Annotated in this window: 14 protein-coding genes; 4 read left to right on the forward strand and 10 right to left on the reverse strand. The window is 71.4% G+C overall.

Going from position 1 to position 20,412, the window contains the following annotated elements; genetic code table 11:
• Positions 1–12: 12 nt before the first annotated feature.
• Positions 13–687 (reverse strand): DUF7019 family protein, encoded by a 675-nt coding sequence (locus ACFQGL_RS14210; RefSeq protein WP_377511255.1) that lies wholly within the window; start codon positions 685–687, stop codon positions 13–15.
• Positions 688–783: 96 nt separating this feature from the next.
• On the opposite strand from ACFQGL_RS14210, the gene ACFQGL_RS14215 reads away from it, so the two are divergent.
• Positions 784–4,362 (forward strand): WD40 repeat domain-containing serine/threonine protein kinase, encoded by a 3,579-nt coding sequence (locus ACFQGL_RS14215; protein WP_377511257.1) that lies wholly within the window; start codon positions 784–786, stop codon positions 4,360–4,362.
• Here ACFQGL_RS14215 and ACFQGL_RS14220 read toward each other — a convergent pair.
• Positions 4,352–5,071 (reverse strand): hypothetical protein, encoded by a 720-nt coding sequence (locus ACFQGL_RS14220; RefSeq protein WP_377511260.1) that lies wholly within the window; start codon positions 5,069–5,071, stop codon positions 4,352–4,354. The two genes, ACFQGL_RS14215 and ACFQGL_RS14220, sit on opposite strands and share 11 nt — an antisense overlap.
• Positions 5,072–5,194: 123 nt before the next feature.
• Here ACFQGL_RS14220 and ACFQGL_RS14225 point away from each other — a divergent pair, with 123 nt between their 5' ends.
• Positions 5,195–5,764 carry a hypothetical protein gene (locus ACFQGL_RS14225; RefSeq protein ID WP_377511263.1) on the forward strand — a complete coding sequence of 190 codons (570 nt, stop codon included), beginning with the start codon at positions 5,195–5,197 and terminating at the stop codon, positions 5,762–5,764.
• Between the two features lie 109 nt (positions 5,765–5,873).
• Here ACFQGL_RS14225 and ACFQGL_RS14230 read toward each other — a convergent pair whose 3' ends face one another.
• From ACFQGL_RS14230 to ACFQGL_RS14240, 3 genes are read right to left on the reverse strand one after another with little or no spacing between them, the layout of a single operon-like run.
• Entirely contained in the window at positions 5,874–6,578 is a 705-nt protein-coding gene (locus ACFQGL_RS14230) for an NADPH-dependent F420 reductase (protein WP_377511266.1), read from the reverse strand.
• 38 nt (positions 6,579–6,616) lie between these two features.
• Positions 6,617–7,648 carry an LLM class flavin-dependent oxidoreductase gene (locus tag ACFQGL_RS14235; protein WP_377511269.1) on the reverse strand — a complete coding sequence of 344 codons (1,032 nt, stop codon included), beginning with the start codon at positions 7,646–7,648 and terminating at the stop codon, positions 6,617–6,619.
• Positions 7,641–8,690: an LLM class flavin-dependent oxidoreductase gene (locus ACFQGL_RS14240; protein WP_377511272.1), complete on the reverse strand. Its 1,050-nt coding sequence runs from the start codon at positions 8,688–8,690 to the stop codon at positions 7,641–7,643. Before ACFQGL_RS14240 ends, ACFQGL_RS14235 begins: the two co-directional genes overlap by 8 nt.
• Positions 8,691–8,800: 110 nt before the next feature.
• On the opposite strand from ACFQGL_RS14240, the gene ACFQGL_RS14245 reads away from it, so the two are divergent.
• Positions 8,801–9,292, forward strand: coding sequence for a MarR family winged helix-turn-helix transcriptional regulator (locus tag ACFQGL_RS14245; RefSeq protein WP_377511275.1), 492 nt, complete (start codon positions 8,801–8,803; stop codon positions 9,290–9,292).
• Positions 9,293–9,370: 78 nt separating this feature from the next.
• Positions 9,371–10,864: a sulfatase family protein gene (locus ACFQGL_RS14250; RefSeq protein WP_377511278.1), complete on the forward strand. Its 1,494-nt coding sequence runs from the start codon at positions 9,371–9,373 to the stop codon at positions 10,862–10,864.
• 55 nt (positions 10,865–10,919) lie between these two features.
• Here the strand turns inward: ACFQGL_RS14250 and ACFQGL_RS14255 are convergent, their stop codons facing one another.
• From ACFQGL_RS14255 to ACFQGL_RS14275, 5 genes are all read right to left on the reverse strand, one after another.
• Positions 10,920–12,509 carry an ABC transporter permease gene (locus ACFQGL_RS14255; protein WP_377511281.1) on the reverse strand — a complete coding sequence of 530 codons (1,590 nt, stop codon included), beginning with the start codon at positions 12,507–12,509 and terminating at the stop codon, positions 10,920–10,922.
• A complete protein-coding gene (locus ACFQGL_RS14260) occupies positions 12,506–13,429 on the reverse strand; it encodes an ABC transporter ATP-binding protein (protein ID WP_377511284.1) in 924 nt (307 codons plus the stop codon). The genes ACFQGL_RS14255 and ACFQGL_RS14260 overlap by 4 nt, the downstream gene beginning before the upstream one ends.
• A 5-nt stretch (positions 13,430–13,434) precedes the next feature.
• Positions 13,435–14,118: a TetR/AcrR family transcriptional regulator gene (locus tag ACFQGL_RS14265; protein WP_377511287.1), complete on the reverse strand. Its 684-nt coding sequence runs from the start codon at positions 14,116–14,118 to the stop codon at positions 13,435–13,437.
• 118 nt (positions 14,119–14,236) lie between these two features.
• Positions 14,237–14,737: a class I SAM-dependent methyltransferase gene (locus tag ACFQGL_RS14270; protein ID WP_377511655.1), complete on the reverse strand. Its 501-nt coding sequence runs from the start codon at positions 14,735–14,737 to the stop codon at positions 14,237–14,239.
• A 49-nt stretch (positions 14,738–14,786) separates the two neighbouring features.
• Complete coding sequence (locus ACFQGL_RS14275) at positions 14,787–20,249, reverse strand: ATP-binding protein (RefSeq protein WP_377511290.1); 5,463 nt, start codon at positions 20,247–20,249, stop codon at positions 14,787–14,789.
• Positions 20,250–20,412: the final 163 nt, after the last annotated feature.

Raw genomic sequence — 20,412 nt, forward strand, 5'->3', positions numbered from 1 at the left:
CCTGCCGGGTGGTCAGTCGACCAACGCCACGTACAGCGGGCTGCCCAGCAGCACACTCATGCCGGGTCGGCCGTCCAGCTCCGGGTACGGGCTGGGGCCGGACAGCAGTCGCTTGGCGAGGAACTCGACGTTCTGCGCCGGCCCCCGCAGGCGGGTGCCGGCCTGGTGCACCGAGGCCAGAGCCTCGGCGTCGGCCGCCTCCGGAAGCTGCGCCACCCTCGGATCAGAATCGGCGTCGTCCGGGTCGACCAACCCGGCGAGCAGAGCGGGCATCGTGGACGAGGCGAACCCGTACGCGGCCGGCTCCGGGGGCGGTGACGCGCCGATGACGTGGAACGTGGAACCACCGAGGCCGACGATCGTGTCCTCGGTGCGGCCGGCGAAGTAGACGAGTGACAGACCACCGGTGGCCGGAACGGCCCCCCACTGCATCGGCAGCAACCCGCGGAAGAACTGACCGGGTGCGTCCACGGATCCGACGTCGGCGTGGTCGTCCAGATAGCGCGTCACCCGTTCCAGCCGCGCGACCTGATCCGCGCCGGGACTCTCGACGCTCCGCTTCGCGCCCACGAACGGGAGGTTCACGCTGAACTCGGCGGAACCCCTGCGGTGGTAGCCCGGGTCGATCTGGGACAACAGCATGTCGACCTTGGCGTCGCTGATGTAGAGGTAGTAACGAAAGCTCACTGTCACTCCCTCATCGGCCCGGTTCGCCCCACGAGATTATCGTCCCGCCGCCGACGATCGGTTGTCCCGCGCACCGGTGGGTGCCAGGCTTCTGGCATGCGGTGGCGCCCCGGGGACCTCATTCTGGACCTGTACGAGGTGCTCGACGAACCCCTCGAAGGCGGCATGGGCCTGGTCTACCGGGTCCGTCACCGCACCTGGGGCACCGACCTCGCGGTCAAGGTGCCGCGCCCCGAACAACTGACCACCGAGGTGCGGCGCGGCCGGTTCGAGGCCGAGGCGGGCACCTGGGTCGGGCTCGGCCTCCATCCGCACGTGGTCAGCTGCGCGTACGTGCGCCGCGTCGACGGGCTTCCGTGCGTGTTCGCCGAATGGATCGCCGGTGGGTCGCTGGAGCACGTCGTACGGGCCGGGCGGTTGCACGGCGATCCGGACGACCCCGGTGCCGGTTTCCTGGCCCGTGCGCTCGACCTCGCCGTGCAGTCCGCGTGGGGCATCGACCACGCCCACCAGCAGGGCCTCATCCATCAGGACATCAAACCCGCGAACATCATGGTGGACCTCGACGGCGACTGGACCGCGAAGGTCACCGACTTCGGCCTGGCAGGTGCCCGGGCAGCGGCCGACGGTGGCCCCGACACCCGGGCAGGGGCCAGCCTGGGGGCCAGCTTCGGCGGAATGACCCCCGCCTACTGCTCGCCCGAGCAGGCTCAGGCCTCGGCCGGCGCGCGGGGCACGCTCACCCGGGCCACGGACGTGTGGTCGTGGGCGCTCTGCGTACTGGAGATGTTCGCCGGCCGCCGGCCGTGCCGCTACGGCCAGACGGCGCGGGAGGCCTTCGCCGACTTCCTGGCGGCGGGGGAGGCCTGGCCGCAGGCCCAACCGATGCCGCCGGGGCTCGTCGAACTGCTCTGGCGGTGTTTCGACGTCGACCCGGCGACCCGACCGCACAGCCTCGCGGACCTGGCCGCGGCGGTGAGCGAGACGTACGCGGACACCGTCGGCACACCGTACCCCCGGGTGCCGCCACCGGCGGTGAGCCTGCTCGCCGGCAGCCTCTCCAACCAGGCGCTCTCCCTGCTCGACCTCGCCCGCCCGGAGGAGTCGGAACGACTGTGGAGCCGGGCCATCGACATCGACCCGCACCACGCCTCGGCCGTCTACAACTGGGCGCTGTACCGATGGCGACGCGGCACGATCACCGACGAACAGGTCCTGGCCGAGCTGCGGACGACGCAGGCGATCCTGGGCGAGCACTGGCACAGCGACCACCTGCTCGGGTTCGTGCACGCCGAGAGCGGGAACGACGAGGCGGCCCGCGGGCTACTGGCCGCCGGGTCCGCCAGCCCCGACGTGGCCGCCGCCGCCAACGTTCTGGCGGCCCGCCGCACACTGCCCGAATCCGAGCGACTGACCGGCCACCACGGCCCGGTGACCGCCGTCGCGGTCGACGAGAGCGCACGGGTGGCGATCACCGGAGACGGTGACGGCTTTGTCCGGCTCTGGTCCATGCCCGACGGCCGCTGCGAGCGGGAGCTGGGCGCGGGTGACGACACGTCGGCTGCCGTCACGGCCATCGCGATCGCCCGGAACGGGCACACGGCGCTCGTCGCGCGGGACGACGGCCGGGTCGAGCTGTGGGACCTGGGGCGGGCCGCCCTCGTGCGGGTCCTGAGCGATCGGGGAGCGACCGTGACCGCGCTCGCGCTGACCAACGCGCGTGCCGCCGCGATCGGGTACGACAGCGGACGGATCGAGGTCTGGGACATGAGCCGCGGGCGGGTGCGGCGCGAGCTCGACCACCCACCGCACACGTTCCAGAAGCTCGATCCGGCAACGGGCGGTCTGCTGCCGAAGATCCATGAGAGCCCGGCACCCGTCGCGGTGCTGGGTCTGAGCGAGGACGGCGCGGTCGCGGTGTCGGCCTCGCCCGAGGACGGCAGTGTGGTGGTCTGGGACGTCCGCACCGGCCGTCGGCTGCACTGGCTGCTCAAGTCGGCCGACATGCGGATGACCGGTGTCGATCAGGTGGCGTTGAGCGCGGGCGGCACGTACGCCCTTCTGATCGGGCACCAGACGCGCGTGGCACACACCTGGGAGACCAGGCCCAATCGGTTGCGGGAGCCGGTGCCGAGCAACCTGAGCCGCTATTCCACCATCGTGATCAGCGACGACGCCCGCAGGGCGATCTCGATCGGCACCAGTGGCATCGACAAGCCGGTACGGATCTGGGAGCCGAGTTCCGGCCGGTGTCTGCGTACCGTCGTGCCCCGCTCCGACGGCCTGCCACCGGAGTTGTCCCACCTCTTCTCGCTCACGTCCGTGGCGATCAGCGCGGACGGCAGCGCGGCCGTCGTCGGTGACGACTACGGCGGCGTGCACCTCTACCGACTGCCCCGACCCGACTTCCGAGCGCCGTGGAGCTACGAGCGCCCGCTCGCCGTCCGGACGCTGCTGTCGACCGAGGCGCAGGTCCGGGAGCGGTTCGAACGCGCCACCGAGCTCGCCGAGCAGGGCTTGACAATCACGGCAGCCGAGGAACTGCGTGCCGCCCGCGACGTCGTCGGGTTCGAGCGTCATCCCGAGCTGCGCGAGGTGTGGGAGCGGCTGGGCCGGACGGCGGGGGAGCGGACCGACCTGCTGGGCATCTGGCAGCGGTACGAACTCCGCGGCGGCACGTTCACCTTCACGCCCGGAGTGCGCCCCGCGCTGAGTGTCGACGGCGAGCTGGCGGTGACGGGGGGCGTCGACGGCCGGGTACGGGTGTGGGAGCTGCAGACCGGGCAGCAGCTGCACACGTTTCCCGAGCGGGTGGGCAAGGCGCACACCGTCGAGCTCTCCGCGGACGCCCAGCTCGCCGTCACCGCCGACTGGGGTGGACCCGCGCACCTCTGGGATCTGGAGGCGGGCACGAGGCGTGCGGAGCTGCACGGCGACCACGGCGCGGTCCGGGCGGTCGCCATGGATGCCGCGGGCCAGTACGCGATCGTCGGTGACACCGACGGGGCGTTGTGCCTGTGGCGGCTGCGGCCACCCCACCTGGTCCGCACGATCCTGGCCCATCAGGAGCCGGTGGGATCGTTACGGCTCAGCGACGACGGCCGCTACGCCGCCTCGGCCGGTGTCGAGGACCGGACGTGCCGGGTGTGGCAGACCGGCACCGGCCGCCCGCTGTTCACGATCCCCGTCGGATTCGGGCCGGTGCCGCTGCGGTTCACCCCGGACAGCCGGCGGCTGCTGGTCAACGCGGTGGGGCAGCTGACCACCTGGGACGTGCTCACCGGCCGGCAGCTCCACGTCAAGGAGAGCTGGGGTGACACCCTGGCGCTGAGCAGGGACGGCCGGGTCGGCGTGATCTCCGCGCGCAGCGACACGCACGGCGCGGTGACGTCGGTGTGGGAGACCGCCACGGGCCGGGTGCGGTGCGAACTCGCGTCCGACGCCGACGTGTTCGACGTGAGCCCGGACGGGCGTTACGTGGTGACCGCCGACCGGGACCGGGCGCTGCGCGTCTGGGACGTGCGGACGGGGCGGTGCGTACACGTCTGCGAAGGCCATCCGGAGCCGGTCATGTCCGTCGCCTTCACCGCCGACGGCCGCAACCTGGTGTCGGTCGACAGCCGACCGGCGATCCGGCTGTGGGAGCTGGACTGGGACTACGACTTCACGGGCTGACCCGTAGCCGTGCCGAACCGACCCGGGTGGTGAATCCGCCGTTGCCCCACGGCTCCAACGGCTGATCGCTGTACGCCGACGCGCGTAGCGCCTCGTCGTGGGCGGCACGCTGCTTGCGGGAGAACCGACTCCGGTCGACCGCGATGTCGGCCACGACCGGCGCGATGAGATGCTGGAACTCCGCCGGCACCTGGGCGATGTTCCGCTCGTAGTCCGGATCCTGCGGATAGCTCAGCGTCAGCGCGATCGGCGGCTCGGGGCGCAGCCGCCCGCCCGCGGCGCGCAGGGAGTTGGCAAGGTAGCCCAGCGCTATGTTGATGTCGCCGGCCAGCCCGATGTTGTTCGGCTCCGGCTGATAGCCGGGCGGAGAGTCCTCGGGCACCACGTAGCGCACGACCACCCGGCTGGCGGTCAGCTCCAGGAGCAGGCGAGGCCACGGGCCACCGCCCTCGATGGTCAGGTTGACCGGCTCGGGTGTGACCGACAACTTCAGGCTGATCCAGTCGACCATCGCGAGGGCCTCGGGCGGCAGATTGTCCTCGCTGTAGGGGCCCCGGCTGCGCGTTCGCAGCGCGTGGTCCGGCATGGCGGTCAGCACGCGCGCTCCGTCGTCGTCGATGTCGAGAGCGAGCGGGTGGATCGCCAGGCTCCGCAGGACGCGAACAGCCGCGTCGATCAGCGTCGACGGTTCCCGACCGGTGGTCGTCATCCAGCCTCCGCTCGGCGCCCGGCCCGGGTGGGTGCCCAGGCAAGTCTTCCACAATGGAGGCGGGCGCGCTTCGGCCCCGGACCCCCGGGATCGGGCCCAATCGTTGACAGGCATCATGTCGGCGTGAAATCAACCCTCGCCGCTCTGCTCGCCTCGGCCATCACCGCCTTCGCATCATTGTTCGTGGTCATGTTGCAGAGTCGATTGAGGCGGCGACAGCGGGAGCGTGCCGACCTTCGGCGGGCCTACATCCTGATCCTGTCCGGCGCCCTGCGCCTCGCGCACAAGGTCGAGGCTCTGCGGCAGACCAAGTACTGGCACTCGGGCCTGCGCGAGGTGAGCAACGAGTTGCTGGGAGGCCACCGACCGCTGAGCCCGATGGTGCTGCACGACTGGCTGGCCCGGGACATGGTCACGGTCGAGAACGCCTGGTCGGAGATCTGGGTCAGCGGTGACCAGGACGGCATTGCCCTGGCCAACGGGCTGATGACCGCGTTCAACGGGGTGCTGGACGCCGCGATGCAGTCCTGCGGCTCGGAACCCTTCGAGGCCTCCGACGAGATGATCGTCGCCAGCGGCCGCCTCGGCGAAGCGCGTCGTCAGCTCGCCCTGCACGCCCGCCTTGTCGCCAAACTCGGGCCCCGCGACGTGGACCTGTTCACCGACCGCGAATTCGGCCTGGCGGCGCGCTGACCGGGTACGTCGGGGCACGGCGAGAGAAGATCCGCGCAACTTCAGGGATGGTGTCGCTTCGAGCGGCGCTGAGGCAGCAGTTTCCCTGAAGTTGTGCGGATCTAAGCGGCTACGACGTTGCTGCTCGTGCCGCGGTGATGACCCGTCCGCGCTCCGACTCGGGGAAGCGGTCGAGCATGACGCGCACCTCGTCGGCGCTCACGTTGGCGCCGAACAACTCGCTGCCGGGCTCCAGCCGTACCCCCTCGGCGAGCGGGCCGGCGACGACCGGGTCGAAGCCGAGCGCGTCGACGAGGGCTGCGACGGTGGCGAGATCGGCGGGGTCGTCGCCGGCGATCGCGATGGCCTTGCGGCCCGCCGTGCCGGCTGGCCGGGCCTCGTCCTCCAGGTCGTGGTATCCCATGTGGTTGAACGCCTTGACCACCCGGGAGTCGGACAGGAAGGCCTGGACGATCTCGCTCGACGAGGTACGCGGGTCGGTGAGGTCGTCCCGGATGCCGTCGATCTCCCACCAGTAGTTCATGGCGTCGACGACGAGCTTGCCCCGCAACGCCTCGGCGGGCACGTTGCCGTACTTGCCCAGCGGGAGGGCGAGGATGACGATGTCGGCGTCGGCCACCGCGTCGACCGCGGTGGTGGCCACCGCCCCGGGTGTGAGCACCTCGATGGTGAGGGCGATCTTGGCTGGGTCGCCGGAGCCGGCGATCAGCACCCGGTGGCCGGCGGCGATGGCGAGCCGGGCGAGCACCGTGCCCACCTTGCCGGCCCCGAGGACAGCGAGAGTCGGTGGCCGGTTCCGGCCGTTGTCGTTCATGTCTTCCTTTCGTTGCCGGTGGGCGTTCGGCGGACTGGTCAGCTGGCCAGGATGTCACGGACCAGGGGGATCACCTTGGTGCCGTACAGCTCCACGGCCCGCATCCGGGCGCTCACCGGCTGCGCTCCGGCGGTGTAGATGAGGTCGAACCGGCCAACGCCGAGGCTGCGGATCGCGCGAGCCATCCGCCGGGCCACGGTCTCCGGCGAGCCGATGTAGAGAGAGCCGTTCTCCACCTCGGCGTCGAACTCCTGTCGACGGATCGCCGGCCAGCCGCGCAGCCTGCCGATCCGGTCCCGCATGATCCGGTAGTGCGGCCAGTACACCTCCTTGGCCTCCTCGTCGGTGTCCGCGATGAAGCCCGGCGAGTGCATCCCGACCGGGTGCGCGGTCGTGCCGAGCTGCTCGGCCGCCCTGCGGTAGAGGTCGATGTAGGGCGCGAAGCGTTCGGGAGCGCCGCCGATGATGGCGAGCATGAGCGGGAGACCGTACTGGGCGGTCCGCACCACCGACTGCGGCGAGCCGCCGACGCCCACCCAGGTGGAGAGGTGCCCCGACTCGGTCTTCGGGAAGACGTCGGCGTTCTCGAGCGGGGCACGCTTGGTGCCGCTCCAGGTGACCGGCTTCTCGTCCAGCAGCTTGGCGAACAGCTCGATCTTCTCCTCGAACAGCACGTCGTAGTCGCGCAGGTGGTAGCCGAAGAGCGGGAAGGACTCGGTGAACGAGCCGCGGCCGAGGATGACCTCGGCCCGACCGTTCGACAGCGCGTCGACCGTCGCGAACCGTTGGAACACCCGGACCGGGTCGTCCGAGCTCAACACCGTCACGCCGGAGGCGAGTCGGATGCGCGAGGTACGGGTGGCGATCCCGGCCAGCACGGTCTCCGGCGTCGACACCGAATACTCCGGGCGGTGGTGCTCGCCCAGGGCGATGACGTCGACGCCGAGCTGGTCGGCGAGCACCGCCTCGTCGACGACCTGCCGGATCGCCACGGCGTGGGAGACGGGCTTGCCGGCGTCGTCCTGCGGTACGTCACCGAAGGTGTCGAGGCCGAACTCGAGATCAGACATGGGTGGGCTCCTCCGCCAGTAGTTCCCGGACCCGAGGCGCGACCTCACGGCCGAGCAACTCGATGGTGCGTGCGCGTGCCTCGCGGGGCAGGTGCATGATGTCGTACTTGAGGTCGAAGCGGCTCAGCCGCAGATCACGGGCCACCGTGGCGATCTTCCGCGCGACCGTCTCAGGTGACCCGACGAACAGCGCGCCGTGAACGATCTCCGCCTGGTAGCGGGCGCGGTCCGGCTTGTAGAAACCGCGCTCCTCGGCGAGGCTGGCCACGACCGGCTGCCAGTATTTCCACCACGTCTCCACCGCCTCCTCGTCGGTCTCCGCGACCAGGCCGAGCGAGTGCTGCCCGATCGGCTGCACGGGACGCCCGAACTGTTCGAGTGCTCGCAGGTAGAGGTCGACGTGGCCGGTGAACCGCTGGGGCCGCCCGCCGATGATCGCGAGCATCAGCGGAAGTCCGTGCCGGGCGGCGCGGATCACCGAGTTGGGGCTCCCGCCGACGCCGATCCAGGTCGGGATGCCGCCCGCCCGCATCCGGGGGTGCAGTCGCTGCCGGACCAGGGGGCTGCGTACGGTTCCGGACCAGGTGACCGGTTCGTCCTGTTGGAGCTTGAGGAAGAGTTCGAGCTTCTCCTCGAACAACCGCTCGTAGTCGGCCAGGTCGTAGCCGAACAGCGGAAACGACTCGGTCGCCGACGCGCGCCCGAGAACCATCTGCGCGCGGCCGTTCGACACGGCGTCGAGCGTGGCGAACTCGTGGTAGAGCCGTACCGGATCGTTCGTGCTGAGCACCGTCACCGAGGTGCCGAGGCGGATCCGCTCGGTCGCCGTCGCGACCGCCGCGAGCAACACGGGTGTGGCCGAGTCGTTGTGCCCCTGGCGGTAGTGCTCACCCAGGCTGAACACGTCCAGCCCGACCGACTCCGCGAGCCGAGCCTCGTCCACGAGTAGCCGCACGGTCTCGGCGTCGCTCAGGACCCGGCCGCCGTCGGTGGCCACCTCCCCGAACGAGTTGAGCCCCAGTTCAAAGCCTTCGGCTGTCATCGTCCCCTCCGCTCGCGCGTTCCCAGGCGGTGGCTCCCACAAACGGCCACCGGCAATTGACACGTCACTCATGTTAGCCTCGAAATTGACATGTCAACCAGGAGGAGCGAATGACGAAGGCCACAGCCCAGCAGCGCAGCGGACGCCAACTGCCGACCACCGAGGAGCTACGGGTCTGGCGGGACTTCATCGAGACGACGCAGGCGCTCAACTCCCAGCTCGCGTCGCGCCTGCAGAGCGAGTCCTCGCTCTCGACGGGCGACTACGCCGTGCTGCTCGCCCTCAGTGAGACGCAGGACCGGCAGATGCGCTCCTCGGAACTCGCGACCCACATCGGTTGGGAGCGGAGCCGGCTCTCGCACCACCTGGGGCGGATGGAACGGCGCGGGCTCATCCGCCGCCAGGAGTGCGCGACCGTTCCCCGAGGGGCGGAGGTGCTCCTCACGCCGGCCGGCGCGGAGGCGTTCCGGGGAGCCACCGTTCCGCACCTGCGCGCCATCCGCGAGCTGTTCGTCGACGCCCTCACGCCGGATCAGCTCCGCGCCGCGGGCGAGATCGCGGCGGCGCTGCGGACGCACCTCGATCGGAACCCCGAGGGCTGAGGGCGCCCGTCCGGGCGTTGACCGGATCATTACCACCTGTTCAATAGATGCTGACAGATGTACGCGAGGCTCGGCGGCATGGCTATCACCCACCGCCGCCTCCTGGCCGCCACCGTCGTGGCCGCACTGAGCCTGCTCGCCGTCTGGACACCGGCACGGGGCGCCGAACCCGCCCCGGCGCCCGCCGCCACCGCACCCAACATCATCTTCGTGCTCACCGACGACCTCGCGTGGAACCTCGTGCAGTACCTGCCGCAGGTACGACAGCTGCAGAACGAGGGGGTCACCTTCACCAACTACACGGTGACCGACTCGCTGTGCTGCCCGTCCCGCTCGTCCATCCTCACCGGCAAGCTGCCGCACAACACCGGCGTGTTCACCAACGGCGGAGCCGACGGCGGGTTCGCGGTCTTCAAGGGCCGGGGCAACGAGAACCGGACCTTCGCCACCGCGTTGCAGGGCAAGGGCTACCGGACCGCGTTCCTGGGCAAGTACCTCAACGGCTACCTGCCGGCGGACACCCAGGGCGGCGCGTTGCCCTACGTCCCGCCCGGCTGGTCCGAGTGGTACGTGGCGGGCAACGGCTACCCCGAGTACAACTACGACCTCAACGAGAACCACACCGTCGTGCACTACGGCAGCGCGCCGGCCGACTACCTGACCAACGTCCTGTCCCGCAAGGGCAAGGACTTCATCCAGCGCTCCGCCGCCGCCGGGACACCCTTCCTGCTGGAGGTCTCGACGTTCGCCCCGCACAGCCCGTTCACCCCCGCCAACCAGGACCTCGACGACTTCCCCGGGCTCACCGCCCCACGTACCGCTGCGTACGACCGGTTGCCCAGCGACCCGCCGTCCTGGCTGGCCGGCAACGGGCCACTCACCGCCCAGGAGAAGAGCACCCTGGACACCAACTTCCGCAAGCGTGCCCAGTCCGTGCAGGCGGTGGACCGACTCATCGGCAACCTGCGCGCCCAGCTCACCGCCAGCGGGGTCGCCGACAACACGTACGTGGTGTTCAGCTCGGACAACGGTTTCCACATGGGTGAGTACCGGCTGACCGGCGGCAAGCAGACCGCCTTCGACACCGACGTGCGGGTCCCGCTCGTCGTCGCCGGGCCGGGTGCCGTTCCGGGGTTGCGGCGCGACGAGATCGTGCAGAACGTCGACCTGGCGCCGACCTTCCAGCGCATCGGCGCCGCCGAGGTCGCCGTGGACGTCGACGGGCGCAGCCTACTCGGCCTGACCCGGGGCGACCCGGCGTCGAACTGGCGTACCGGGGCGTTGATCGAGCACCACGGGCCCAACCAGGCGGCCGACGACCCCGATGCCCAGGACCGGCGTAACGGCAGCCCCACCACGTACGAGGCGCTACGGACCGCGACCTACACCTACGTCGAGTACTCCAACGGCGAACGGGAGTACTACGACCGCACCGTCGACCCTCACCAGCTCGACAACCTCGCCGCCGGGCTCCCGGCCGCACGGCTCGCCGCGCTGCACACGGCGCTCGTCGCCTACGTCGGCTGCCACAGCCATTCGGCCTGCTGGACGGCCGGTCACGTGCCGGCCTGACGGCGGAGGCCGGGGGCCGCGCGTTCGAGGCGCGCGGCCCCCGGTCCGGCGGTGCTCACGCCACCGGCATGTCCCTGCGGCGCAGTCCGGCGAGCCCGGCGGCACCCAGGGCGACGGCGATGACGGTGAGCCACAGCACCGGCGTCACGGTGAACGCCGAGCCGGGCAGCTTCGGCACGTGCGCGAACGGCGTGAGGTCGACGATTCGCTGGTCCAACCCGAACAGCGCACCGAACTCGACGAGTAGGACGGACGCGATGAGCGCGGCCCACGCCAGCGAGCTGAGCCGCGGTGCGAGGCCGATCAGGGCGGTACCGAAGCCGGCCAGCACCAGGGTGGCGGGCAACTGCACCAACGCCGCCCCGAGCAGTTGCGCGACCTGTCCGCCGATGTCGTGGACCTGCGCGCCGTACACGAGACCGCCGGCGGCTCCGGAGAGGGCCAGCAGCAGCGCCGTGCCCAGCGCCGCGATCGTCAGATGGCTCGCCGCCCAACGCAGCCGGCCGACACGTGTGGCCAGCAGGGCCTCGACCCGTCCGCTGGTCTCCTCCTGACGCAGCCGCAGCGTGGCCTGCACGGTGTAGGCGGCGGCCACCATGCCGACGATGCCGAAGATCGCGGCGAGGAACGCCTCGGTGAGGCCGGTCCGCCCGCCCATCCGGGTCAGGATGTCGGTGAGCTGCTGGTTCGGCGACGTCAGATTGCCGATGCCGGTGGCGGCGCCACCCATGACGGCCCCGGTCAGCGCCAAGCCGATGGCCCAGCCGAGGAGCAGGCCGCGGTGCAGCCTCCAGGCCAGCGCGAACGGGCTGCGCAGGGCGGGGGACGCCTGGGCCGGCCCGGGTCGGTCCGGCACCAGGCCGGCACCCACGTCCCGACGGTCGGCGAGTGCGTACCCGGCCGTGACGAAGAGGGCCGTGACCCCGACGAACAGCAGGGCCACCCACCACCGTTCACCGGCGTACGGGCGTAGGTGCAGACCCCAGCCGGTCGGTGACAGCCAGCTCAGCCAGGTCGGCCCGGTGTCGCCGACGGCACGCAGCAGGTAGGTGCCGCCGAGGACGGCGCTGGCGATGCCGCTGGCCGCCCGGGCACCCGCGGTGAGCTGCGCGGCCACCGCCGCCACCCCGGCGAACAGCATCCCGACGAGGCCGGTCGCGACGCCGAGCGCCACCGAGCCGGCGGCCGGCAGCCCGGTCGCCATCAGCCCGAGCGCGATGAGTACGGCGATGGCCAGGTTCGCGAGCGCGGTGACGAGCAGGGCGGCGGTGAGCGGCGCGTACCGCCCCACCACCGTGGCCCGCACGAGCTCCAGCCGGCCGGTCTCCTCCTCGGTACGGGTGTGCCGTACGACCGTCAGCAGGCTCATGAGACCGACCAGGATGAACTCGGTCACCCCGATCTTCCACGCGGTGAGCCCGCCGATCGACACGCTGAACAGCGGGCCACTCAGCGCGACGAGCGACGGGTTGGTCAGCACGCCGCTGACCGCGCGCAGGTCCGCCTCGGTCGGGTACAGCGTGAGGTAGTTGGCCGCGGTCGCCATCGGCATCACCGCGAGGCCGAGCACCCACACGGTCAGCCGGACGCGGTCCAGCCGCAGCGCCAGCCGGGCCAGGGCGCGGGTGCCGGTCAGCGCGGTCACCGGGCCACCGCCGTTCGCGCCTGGGCGCCGGGCTGCGTGCGGTCGTAGTGCCGCAGGAACAGCTCTTCGAGTGTCGGCGGCTGGCTTACCAGGCTCCGGATGCCCACCGTGCTGAGCTGGCGCAGCACCGCGTCGAGCGCGGCGTTGTCCACGTCGAAGCGGGTGGTCCCGTTGTGGGTCTGCAGGTTGTGCACGCCGGGCAGCGCGTCCAGGCCGGTCGCCGGCCCGGCGAGGTCGACCTGGATCGAGGTGCGGGTCAGGTGTCGCATGCTGGTGAGCGTCCCGGTCTCGACCGCTCGCCCCTCGCGGATGATGGTCACCCGGTCGCAGAGGGCCTCGACCTCGGCGAGGATGTGGCTGGACAGCAGGACGGTACGGCCGGCCCGCTGCTGCTCCTCGCGGATCACCTGGCGGAAGACCTCCTCCATCAGCGGGTCGAGGCCGGAGGTTGGCTCGTCGAGCATGAGCAGGTCGACGTCGGAGGCGAGGGCGGCGACGAGGGCGACCTTCTGCCGGTTGCCCTTCGAGTAGGTCCGGCCCTTCTTGCTCGGGTCGAGGTCGAAGCGCTCCAGCAGTTCGGCACGCCGCCTGCTGTCGAGCCCGCCGCGCAGTCGGCCGAGCAGGTCGATGACCTCGCCACCGGACAGGTTGGGCCAGAGTGTGACGTCGCCGGGCACGTAGGCGAGGCGGCGGTGCAGGTGCGTGGCGTCGCGCCACGGGTCGCCGCCGAGCAGTCGGACGGCGCCGGCGTCGGCGCGGAGCAGGCCGAGCAGGATCCGGATGGTGGTGGACTTCCCCGCGCCGTTGGGGCCGAGGAAGCCGTGCACCTCCCCGGTCTGCACCTCGAGATCGAGCCCGTTGAGCGCGCGGGTGCGCCCGAACGTCTTGACCAGTGCGTCAGCGCGGATCGCCTCGGTCATGATCCTCATGCTCCTTCGGCCTCAGGGTCGGTCCCTGCGGCGGTAGGCGGATTGGGGGCCCGCAGCGTCTCTATCGATTGGCGGGCCATGGCGACGAACCCGGGATCGAGCAGCGGGTTCGAGTAGAAGTCGGCCAGCACGCCGACCATGCGCAGGTGCCCGTCGGAGGTGAAGATGTCGACGCCCAGCGCGCGGGACACGTGATCGTGCATCGCGAGGATGCCGGACTGCATGCCGACGAGCACCGCCGCGTACGCCCGGTGGTCGTCGCTGACGTGCGGCGCGTTCTTGCTGACCCACTGCTCAGCCAGCGTCACCATGTCGTCGAACATCGCCGCGGCGCTGGGTGAGCCGTCCAGCAGGGCGCGGGTGACGTACCGGTAGAACAGCAGGATCGTCGGATGCACCGACGGCAGGAAGCCGGGGCTGGCCACCTTGCCCTCGAGGACGAGCTCTTCCTTGATCTTCATGACCCGGTCCAGGACGTAGGCGTCGCACGTCTCCCGCAGCGCCTGCTTGGAGCCGAAGTGGTGCCGGAGCAGGCCCGGTGACACGCCGGCGGCGTCCGTGATGTCGCGGACCGTCGTGCCGTCGATGCCCCGATCGGCGAACAGTCGGATCGCGGCGTCCCTGATCCGCGCCCGGGCCGTCAGGTCCTCGAACGCCGGATCATCAACCGGGCGCCCCATGCACCACACCACCCTCTTGTACGAACGTATAGCCGACTACCCGTCCCGGTAGTCGACTATACGCGCGTATAGCGGCGGCGGCGCAAGGGCTCGTCCGTCCGCCAGAAGTGGGGCGGGACTACCGCCCGCTGTCGCTCGTTGGGCCGACGAAGCCGGACACGCACACCAGGCCGCGTCCTGCCCGGCCGGTGGCGGTCGTCGTCGACGTGGTGAAGCCGTGTGCCCGGAGCAGGGCGTCGGCCTTGCGGCCGATCGCGGTCGCCGTGGCCTCGGTTGGTCGCTCGCCGAAGACGTACAGCATGCCCGTCGGGGCGAGGAGTCTCTTGACCTGCGCGATCCCGGAGGGCGTGGCACCGATCCAGAAGAGGCTCAGGTTGACGGCGAAGATCTTGTCGAAGCTGGCCGACGGAAGGTCGGTCGTCTCGATGGCGTCGTCGCGTACCTCTGCCGTCCCCGCCTCGATGAGGTCGGCCAGACGCAGGCGGGCGAGCCGCGCCATGGTGGCCGACCGATCGATGGCGGTGACCTTGCCGGAGGTCAGCTGTTGGCCGATCAGCCGTGCGGCTGTTCCTCTGCCACAGCCGACCTCCAGCACGCGGTCGCCCTCGTCGATCGCCATGGTGCTCACGACCCACTGCTGACGACTCGCGATGGTGGTCACTGGCGCCCTACCGCAACCGGGACTCGATGGCGTCGATGATGCGCGGCCGCAGTTCGGCGGCCCGGATGACCGCGTCCACCGAGCCGACCTCGACGGCCCGCTGGATGTTGTGCACCCGGTCGAACTCGGTGGCCACCTCGCCGAGCTTCTCCGCGCGTACCGACGAACGCAGCTCGTCGAGCTCCGCGGTGAACGCGGCGCGCTCGGTGCCGGTCGCCGCCGCGGTGCGGGCCTCCAGCTCCCGTACCCGCGGGTCGGCCGCCGTACGGGCGTTGACGTCGGCGGCGAACACCACCGCGGCGGCGGGGGCACCGCCGAGCACGGAGGCGAACGAGCCCTCCAGGGCGAGCACCGTCATGTTCGGGTTCAGCGCCTTCGAGAACACCACGAACGCGCCGCCGTGGTACCGCGAGATCACGCAGAAGACGATGGGCCCGCGGAAGTTCACGATCGCCCGGCCGATCTCGGCGCCGTACTCCAACTGGAGCTTGCGCATCGACTCCGGGGAGCCGTCGAAGCCGGACAGGTTTGCCAACACCACGAGCGGCCGGTTGCCGCTGGCCGCGTTGATCGCCCGCGCGGCCTTCTTCGACGACCGTGGGAACAACGTGCCCGCGGTGTAGGTGTCCGGGCCGTCGGTGGGCGGGAAGCCCCGGCGCGGCACCGCCTGAGACTCGATGCCGAGCAGGCACACCGGGATGCCACCGAGGTGTACGTCCTGCACCACCGCGGTGTCCGCGTCGGCCATGCCCGCCCAGCGCTCCAGCACCGGGTGGTCCTGGTCGGTGAGCGCCCGCATCACCGTGCGGATGTCGAACGGCTTCTTGCGGTCCGGGTTGGCCTCGGCGGAGAAGACCTCGCCGACCGTGTTGAAGGCGCTGCCCGGCACGTCGTGCGGGAACGCGGAGATGTCCCGGTCCACCGGGTCGGTGGTGCCCGCCCGTCGTGGCGTGTCCTCGCCCGGAGCGACGTACGTGTGGTCGTAGTGCGCCATCACCACGTCCCGCGCGGCGGTCAGGTTCGGCGCCCAGTACTGCGCCTGCCCGTTCGGCCCCATCACCCGGTCGTAGCCGCCGATGCCGAAGTTGTCCTCGGCGGACACACCACCGGAGAAGTCGAGCGACTGCTTGCCGGTGAGCACCATCGCCGAATCCGGCGTCATCACCAGGATGCCCTTGGTGTGCATGAGCATCGTCGCCTCGGCGTTCCAGTACGGCTGCGCGCCGACGTTGATGCCCGCGACCACGATGTTGATCTCACCGCCGGACTGGGTGAACTCGACGATCCGCTTGAGCGCCGCGGCCACCCAGTCCATGTTCTCGGTGCCCGTCGTCATCGAGATCCGGGCACCGGAGGACAGCGCCCACCACTCCACCGGCACCCGCATCCGCTCGGCCAGGTCGATCGCGGCGATCACGCGCTGCGACTCCGGCTGCGACAGGGCGCCCAGCGACTTCGTCGGGTCGCCGAGCAGCACCACCCGGGTGACACCCTGCGGATGCCGCTCGGTCGGCGTGTTGACCACTCCGGCGACGATCGCGGCGCGGTTGCGTCCCTTGGGCCGATCCACCGGCACCAGCGCGTGGTCGTCGTCGAGGTCGTACTCGACGAAGTCACCGAGCCGGCCGGTCAGCTCGTACGGGTACACCGTGTTGCGGCTGCTCGCACGCAGCACCTTGAGCCGGTACTCGTCGAGCGGCTGCACCGGCTCGACCGGAGGCGCGCCGATGGTCATCAGCTCGGCGCCACCCGCCGCGTCGAAGGTGATCCGCAGGGCCATCTTGGTCAGCTCGCCGGTCCGGGGATCGCGCTGGCGCGCGATGAACAGGATCTCCTCCAGCCCGGCGCCCGCGGTCGTCGGGCGTACCCGCCCGGCGATCATCTCCATCTCCTCGCGGGTGAGCTCGCTCGGCGGCCAGACGTACACCACGATCCGGTTGGTGTTGAAGCGCGTCTTCGACGGTCGCCGCGACTGGGCGCGGCGGATCGAGTCGAGGCAGGCCGCGATGGCGTCCTCGGTGGTCGGCAGGGCGACCAGCCGGCCGTCCTGCTCGCGCAGCTCGGTCAGGTCACGCACCTGGGTGAACGCCACGAGCCGCTCGTCCGACGGGTTGTCCCGCGCCACGCCCTGGAAGAGGTAGACCTCCTCGTCCGACGACGGCAGCCGGGTCAGGTCGAACTTGTGCAGCCGCTCCAACTGCATCCGCTGCGCGATGTACGGGTGCAGGCCGCGGATCAGCCGGTCCTCGGTCATGCCCGCGTCCGACGGCAGGAACGTGAAGTGGTGGTGCATCACCGCGCCGCCGCGACCCGCGACGGTGGTGGTCACCCGGCGGACCTGGGGCGGCAGCGGGTGCGCGGCGATCACGTCGAGCAGGGCGTCCGCCATCGCGTCGAAGTCCTCCGGCTGGTTCTCCCAGCCGAGGTAGATGTCCGCGTCGACGGCGGTCTCGCCGCCCGCCAGCTCGGCGAGCCCGCGCAGGGCGCTGCCCAGCGCGTCGAAGCTCACCGCCGCGGAGACCACGCTGGAGTCCGCGCGCTCGGCGACCACGAACGTGCAGGTCGCGACCTCACGGGTACGCACGCTGGTCAGCGCCTTGTTGCCGTAGTACCGGCGGGTCAGCACCTCCAACATGACCGCGTTGTCGAGGTGGTCACGGACCAGCCGCTGGCCGAGCAGCCGTACCAGTGGCTCGGTGCTGCGTACCATCTCGGCGATGCGCTCGGTGCGGTCCGGCGCGTCCGGGTGCTCGTCGAGGTGCCGCAGGTGCCCGCGGACCTCGGCGTAGACGCGGGCGCGGTTGCGGCGCAGCAGCGGCTGGGCGAACCAGGCGAACACCACGCCCCGGGCCAGGTCGGCGACCGCGGGGAAGCGGACCTGCGTGGCGGCCACCAGCCGCTCCAACGCGAGACCGGCGGGCTCGCGCAGCGTCTCGTCCGGCGGGGTCTCCCGCAGCCACGCGCGCAGCAGCGTGGCGATGACGGTGGCGTCGGCGGACGCGCGCTGCTGGGCCAGGAAGATCCGGAAAACGGCGGCCTCGAGCGCGGGGGAGCGCTCCAGGTCGGTGACGCCGTAGTGCCCGAGCGCCTTGCCGAGCCGGGCCTGGAACGCGTCCGGCAGCCCGGCCCGCTCGACGTCGAGGCTCTGCAGGTAGGTGTGGAAGTACTCGCGGGCGCTGTGCACGTGGGCGCCGCCGTCCTCGCCGGTCGGCCGGTTGCGGCTCAGCTCGGCGAGATCGGCGAACACGTTGATCAGGTCCAGCTCCGCGGCCAGCGGGCGCTGGCCGGCCTCGGCGGCCACCCGCCGCGCGACGAGGTAGTCGTCGAGCACCCGACGGTCGTCGTGCGGGTCGACGTCGAAGCCCAGCAGCAGTCCGCGCAGGTCCTCCTGGCCGCGCCTGCTGCGCTGGTACGCCGGAACGTCCTCGGCGGAGGCGGGCAGGTCCAGCTCGACGGGGGCGGCAGCCGGGCTGTCCGCGGTCTCGGCTTCGTCGTCGGCGAGCGGCTCCAGCCGCAGTAGCGGCATACCGGCCTCGACCTGGCTGCCCACCGAGACGGCGCACTCCTTGAGCCGGGCCCGGAACGGCGCCCGCAGCACCGTCTCCATCTTCATGGCCTCCAGCACCAGCACCGGCGCGCCGGCCTCGACCTCGGCGCCGACCTCCAGCGGGGTGGCGACGACCAGCGCGGGCATGGGGGAGCGCAGCACGCCGCCCTCGTCGCGGCTGACCCGGTGCGTCACGCCGTCCACCTCGACCAGGTGGGTCGGCCCGTGCGTGCCGGTGAGCAGGCGGTACCGCACGCCGTTGACGACGATCTGGCCGGTGTGCCGGTCGAAGCGGTCCAGCTCGACGTCGGCGGTACGCACCAGGCTGCCCGCCTCGATGCTGACGCGGAACCGGTGTGCGCCGACCCGCGCCACCCGCATCCGGTAGCTGACGCCGCGCAGTTTGAGGTCCAGCGGTCGGCCGCTCTTGTGCTGCACCTGCGGGCGGCCCCCGGACGCCGTCGACAGCAGCCGCTGCCGCTCGACGCGCTCCTCCTCCTCGTACGCCTCGATGGCGGCGGCGGCCAGCGCGACCGCGGAGTGCCGGTGCGCGACGAGCCTGCCCTCACCGCGTACGCGGTCGATCCAGCCGGTGTCCGCGCTGCCGTCGATCACCTCGGGCTGGTCGAGCAGGTCGAGCACGAAGCTCTTGTTCGTCGCGCCACCCTCGATGATCACCGTGGTGTTCGCCATCGCCCGGCGCAGCTTGCCGAGCGCTTCGTCGCGATCGCGGCCGTAGACGATGATCTTCGCGATCATCGAGTCGAAGTCGGCCGGGATGGTGTCGCCCTCGCTGACGCCGGTGTCCACCCGGACGCCCGGCCCGCTGGGCAGGTCCAGTCGGGCGATCCGGCCCGGTGACGGCGCGAAGTCGCGGTCCGGGTCCTCGGCGTTCAGCCGCGCCTCGATGGCGTGCCCGCGCTCCGCCGGCGGCTCACCGTCGAGCCTGCCGCCCGAGGCGACGTGCAGCTGTGCCTTGACCAGGTCGAACCCGGTGGTCAGCTCGGTGATCGGGTGTTCGACCTGTAGGCGGGTGTTGACCTCGAGGAACGCGAACAGCCGGTCGCCGGGGTGGTAGAGGAACTCGACCGTCGCCGCGCCGCGGTAGCCGACCGCCACGGCCAGCCGTTCGGCCGACGTCTTCAGCTCGGCGGCCTGCGCCGGGCTGAGCACCGGCGACGCCGACTCCTCGATGACCTTCTGGTTGCGCCGCTGCACGGAGCAGTCGCGCACGCCGAGCGCCCACGCGGTGCCCTGGCCGTCGGCGATCACCTGGACCTCGACGTGCCGGGCGCCGGTGACCAGGCGCTCCAGGAACACGATGCCGCTGCCGAACGCTCGCGCGGCCTCCTGGCTGGTGCGCTCGTACGCGTCGGAGAGCTCGGCCTCGCTGGTGATCACGCGGATGCCGCGACCGCCGCCGCCGGCGGTCGCCTTGAGCATCAGCGGGTAGCCGATCTCGGCCGCCGCCGTGCGGGCGGCGTCCAGGGTCTCGACGGCTCCGCGGCTCCACGGGGCGACCGGCACGCCGACCTTCTCCGCGAGCAACTTCGCGCCGATCTTGTCACCGAGCTGGCGCATGGCCTCCGCGCTCGGTCCGACGAACGTGACGCCGATCTTGTCGCACAGCTCCGCGAACGCCGGGTCCTCGGCGACGAAACCCCAGCCGACCCAGGCCGCGTCGGCCCCGGTCTCGGTCAGGGCGCGCTCCAGCAGCGCCAGATTGAGGTACGGGCGGGCGGACGCCGGACCGAGGTCGTAGGCGATGTCCGCCTCGCGTACGAAGGTGGCGGTGCGGTCGACGTCGGTGTACAGGGCGACCGTCTCGATCCGGACGCCGGTCTCCGCGGCCAACTCTCGGACCGCGTGGATGAGACGCATCGCGGCCTCACCACGGTTGACGATGGCGACACGGTTGAACACCCGACTGACCCCTTTGGTAGACCTGTGACGTGCGTGCCGCGAGACGACGGCTCCCGGCAGCGATCACCTTTCCGTCTGCCGGCGGCGCGCGCCATGGCGCAACCACCGAACCCCCCGCCCCGATGTTGTAGGAACCAGACAAGAGTTTTTGGCTATGGTGCGC

The organism is Micromonospora vulcania, from assembly GCF_042658605.1.
Lineage (GTDB): Bacteria > Actinomycetota > Actinomycetes > Mycobacteriales > Micromonosporaceae > Micromonospora > Micromonospora vulcania.

Bases quoted from the DNA above. Each gene is read 5' to 3' on its own strand.
- ACFQGL_RS14260 (WP_377511284.1), bottom strand. From the start codon at position 13,429: ATGACCGAGGCGATCCGCGCTGACGCACTGGTCAAGACGTTCGGGCGC.
- ACFQGL_RS14215 (WP_377511257.1), top strand. From the start codon at position 784: ATGCGGTGGCGCCCCGGGGACCTCATTCTGGACCTGTACGAGGTGCTC.
- ACFQGL_RS14270 (WP_377511655.1), bottom strand. From the start codon at position 14,737: ATGGCGATCGACGAGGGCGACCGCGTGCTGGAGGTCGGCTGTGGCAGA.
- ACFQGL_RS14230 (WP_377511266.1), bottom strand. From the start codon at position 6,578: ATGAACGACAACGGCCGGAACCGGCCACCGACTCTCGCTGTCCTCGGG.
- ACFQGL_RS14220 (WP_377511260.1), bottom strand. From the start codon at position 5,071: ATGACGACCACCGGTCGGGAACCGTCGACGCTGATCGACGCGGCTGTT.
- ACFQGL_RS14235 (WP_377511269.1), bottom strand. From the start codon at position 7,648: ATGTCTGATCTCGAGTTCGGCCTCGACACCTTCGGTGACGTACCGCAG.
- ACFQGL_RS14250 (WP_377511278.1), top strand. From the start codon at position 9,371: ATGGCTATCACCCACCGCCGCCTCCTGGCCGCCACCGTCGTGGCCGCA.
- ACFQGL_RS14240 (WP_377511272.1), bottom strand. From the start codon at position 8,690: ATGACAGCCGAAGGCTTTGAACTGGGGCTCAACTCGTTCGGGGAGGTG.
- ACFQGL_RS14265 (WP_377511287.1), bottom strand. From the start codon at position 14,118: ATGGGGCGCCCGGTTGATGATCCGGCGTTCGAGGACCTGACGGCCCGG.
- ACFQGL_RS14245 (WP_377511275.1), top strand. From the start codon at position 8,801: ATGACGAAGGCCACAGCCCAGCAGCGCAGCGGACGCCAACTGCCGACC.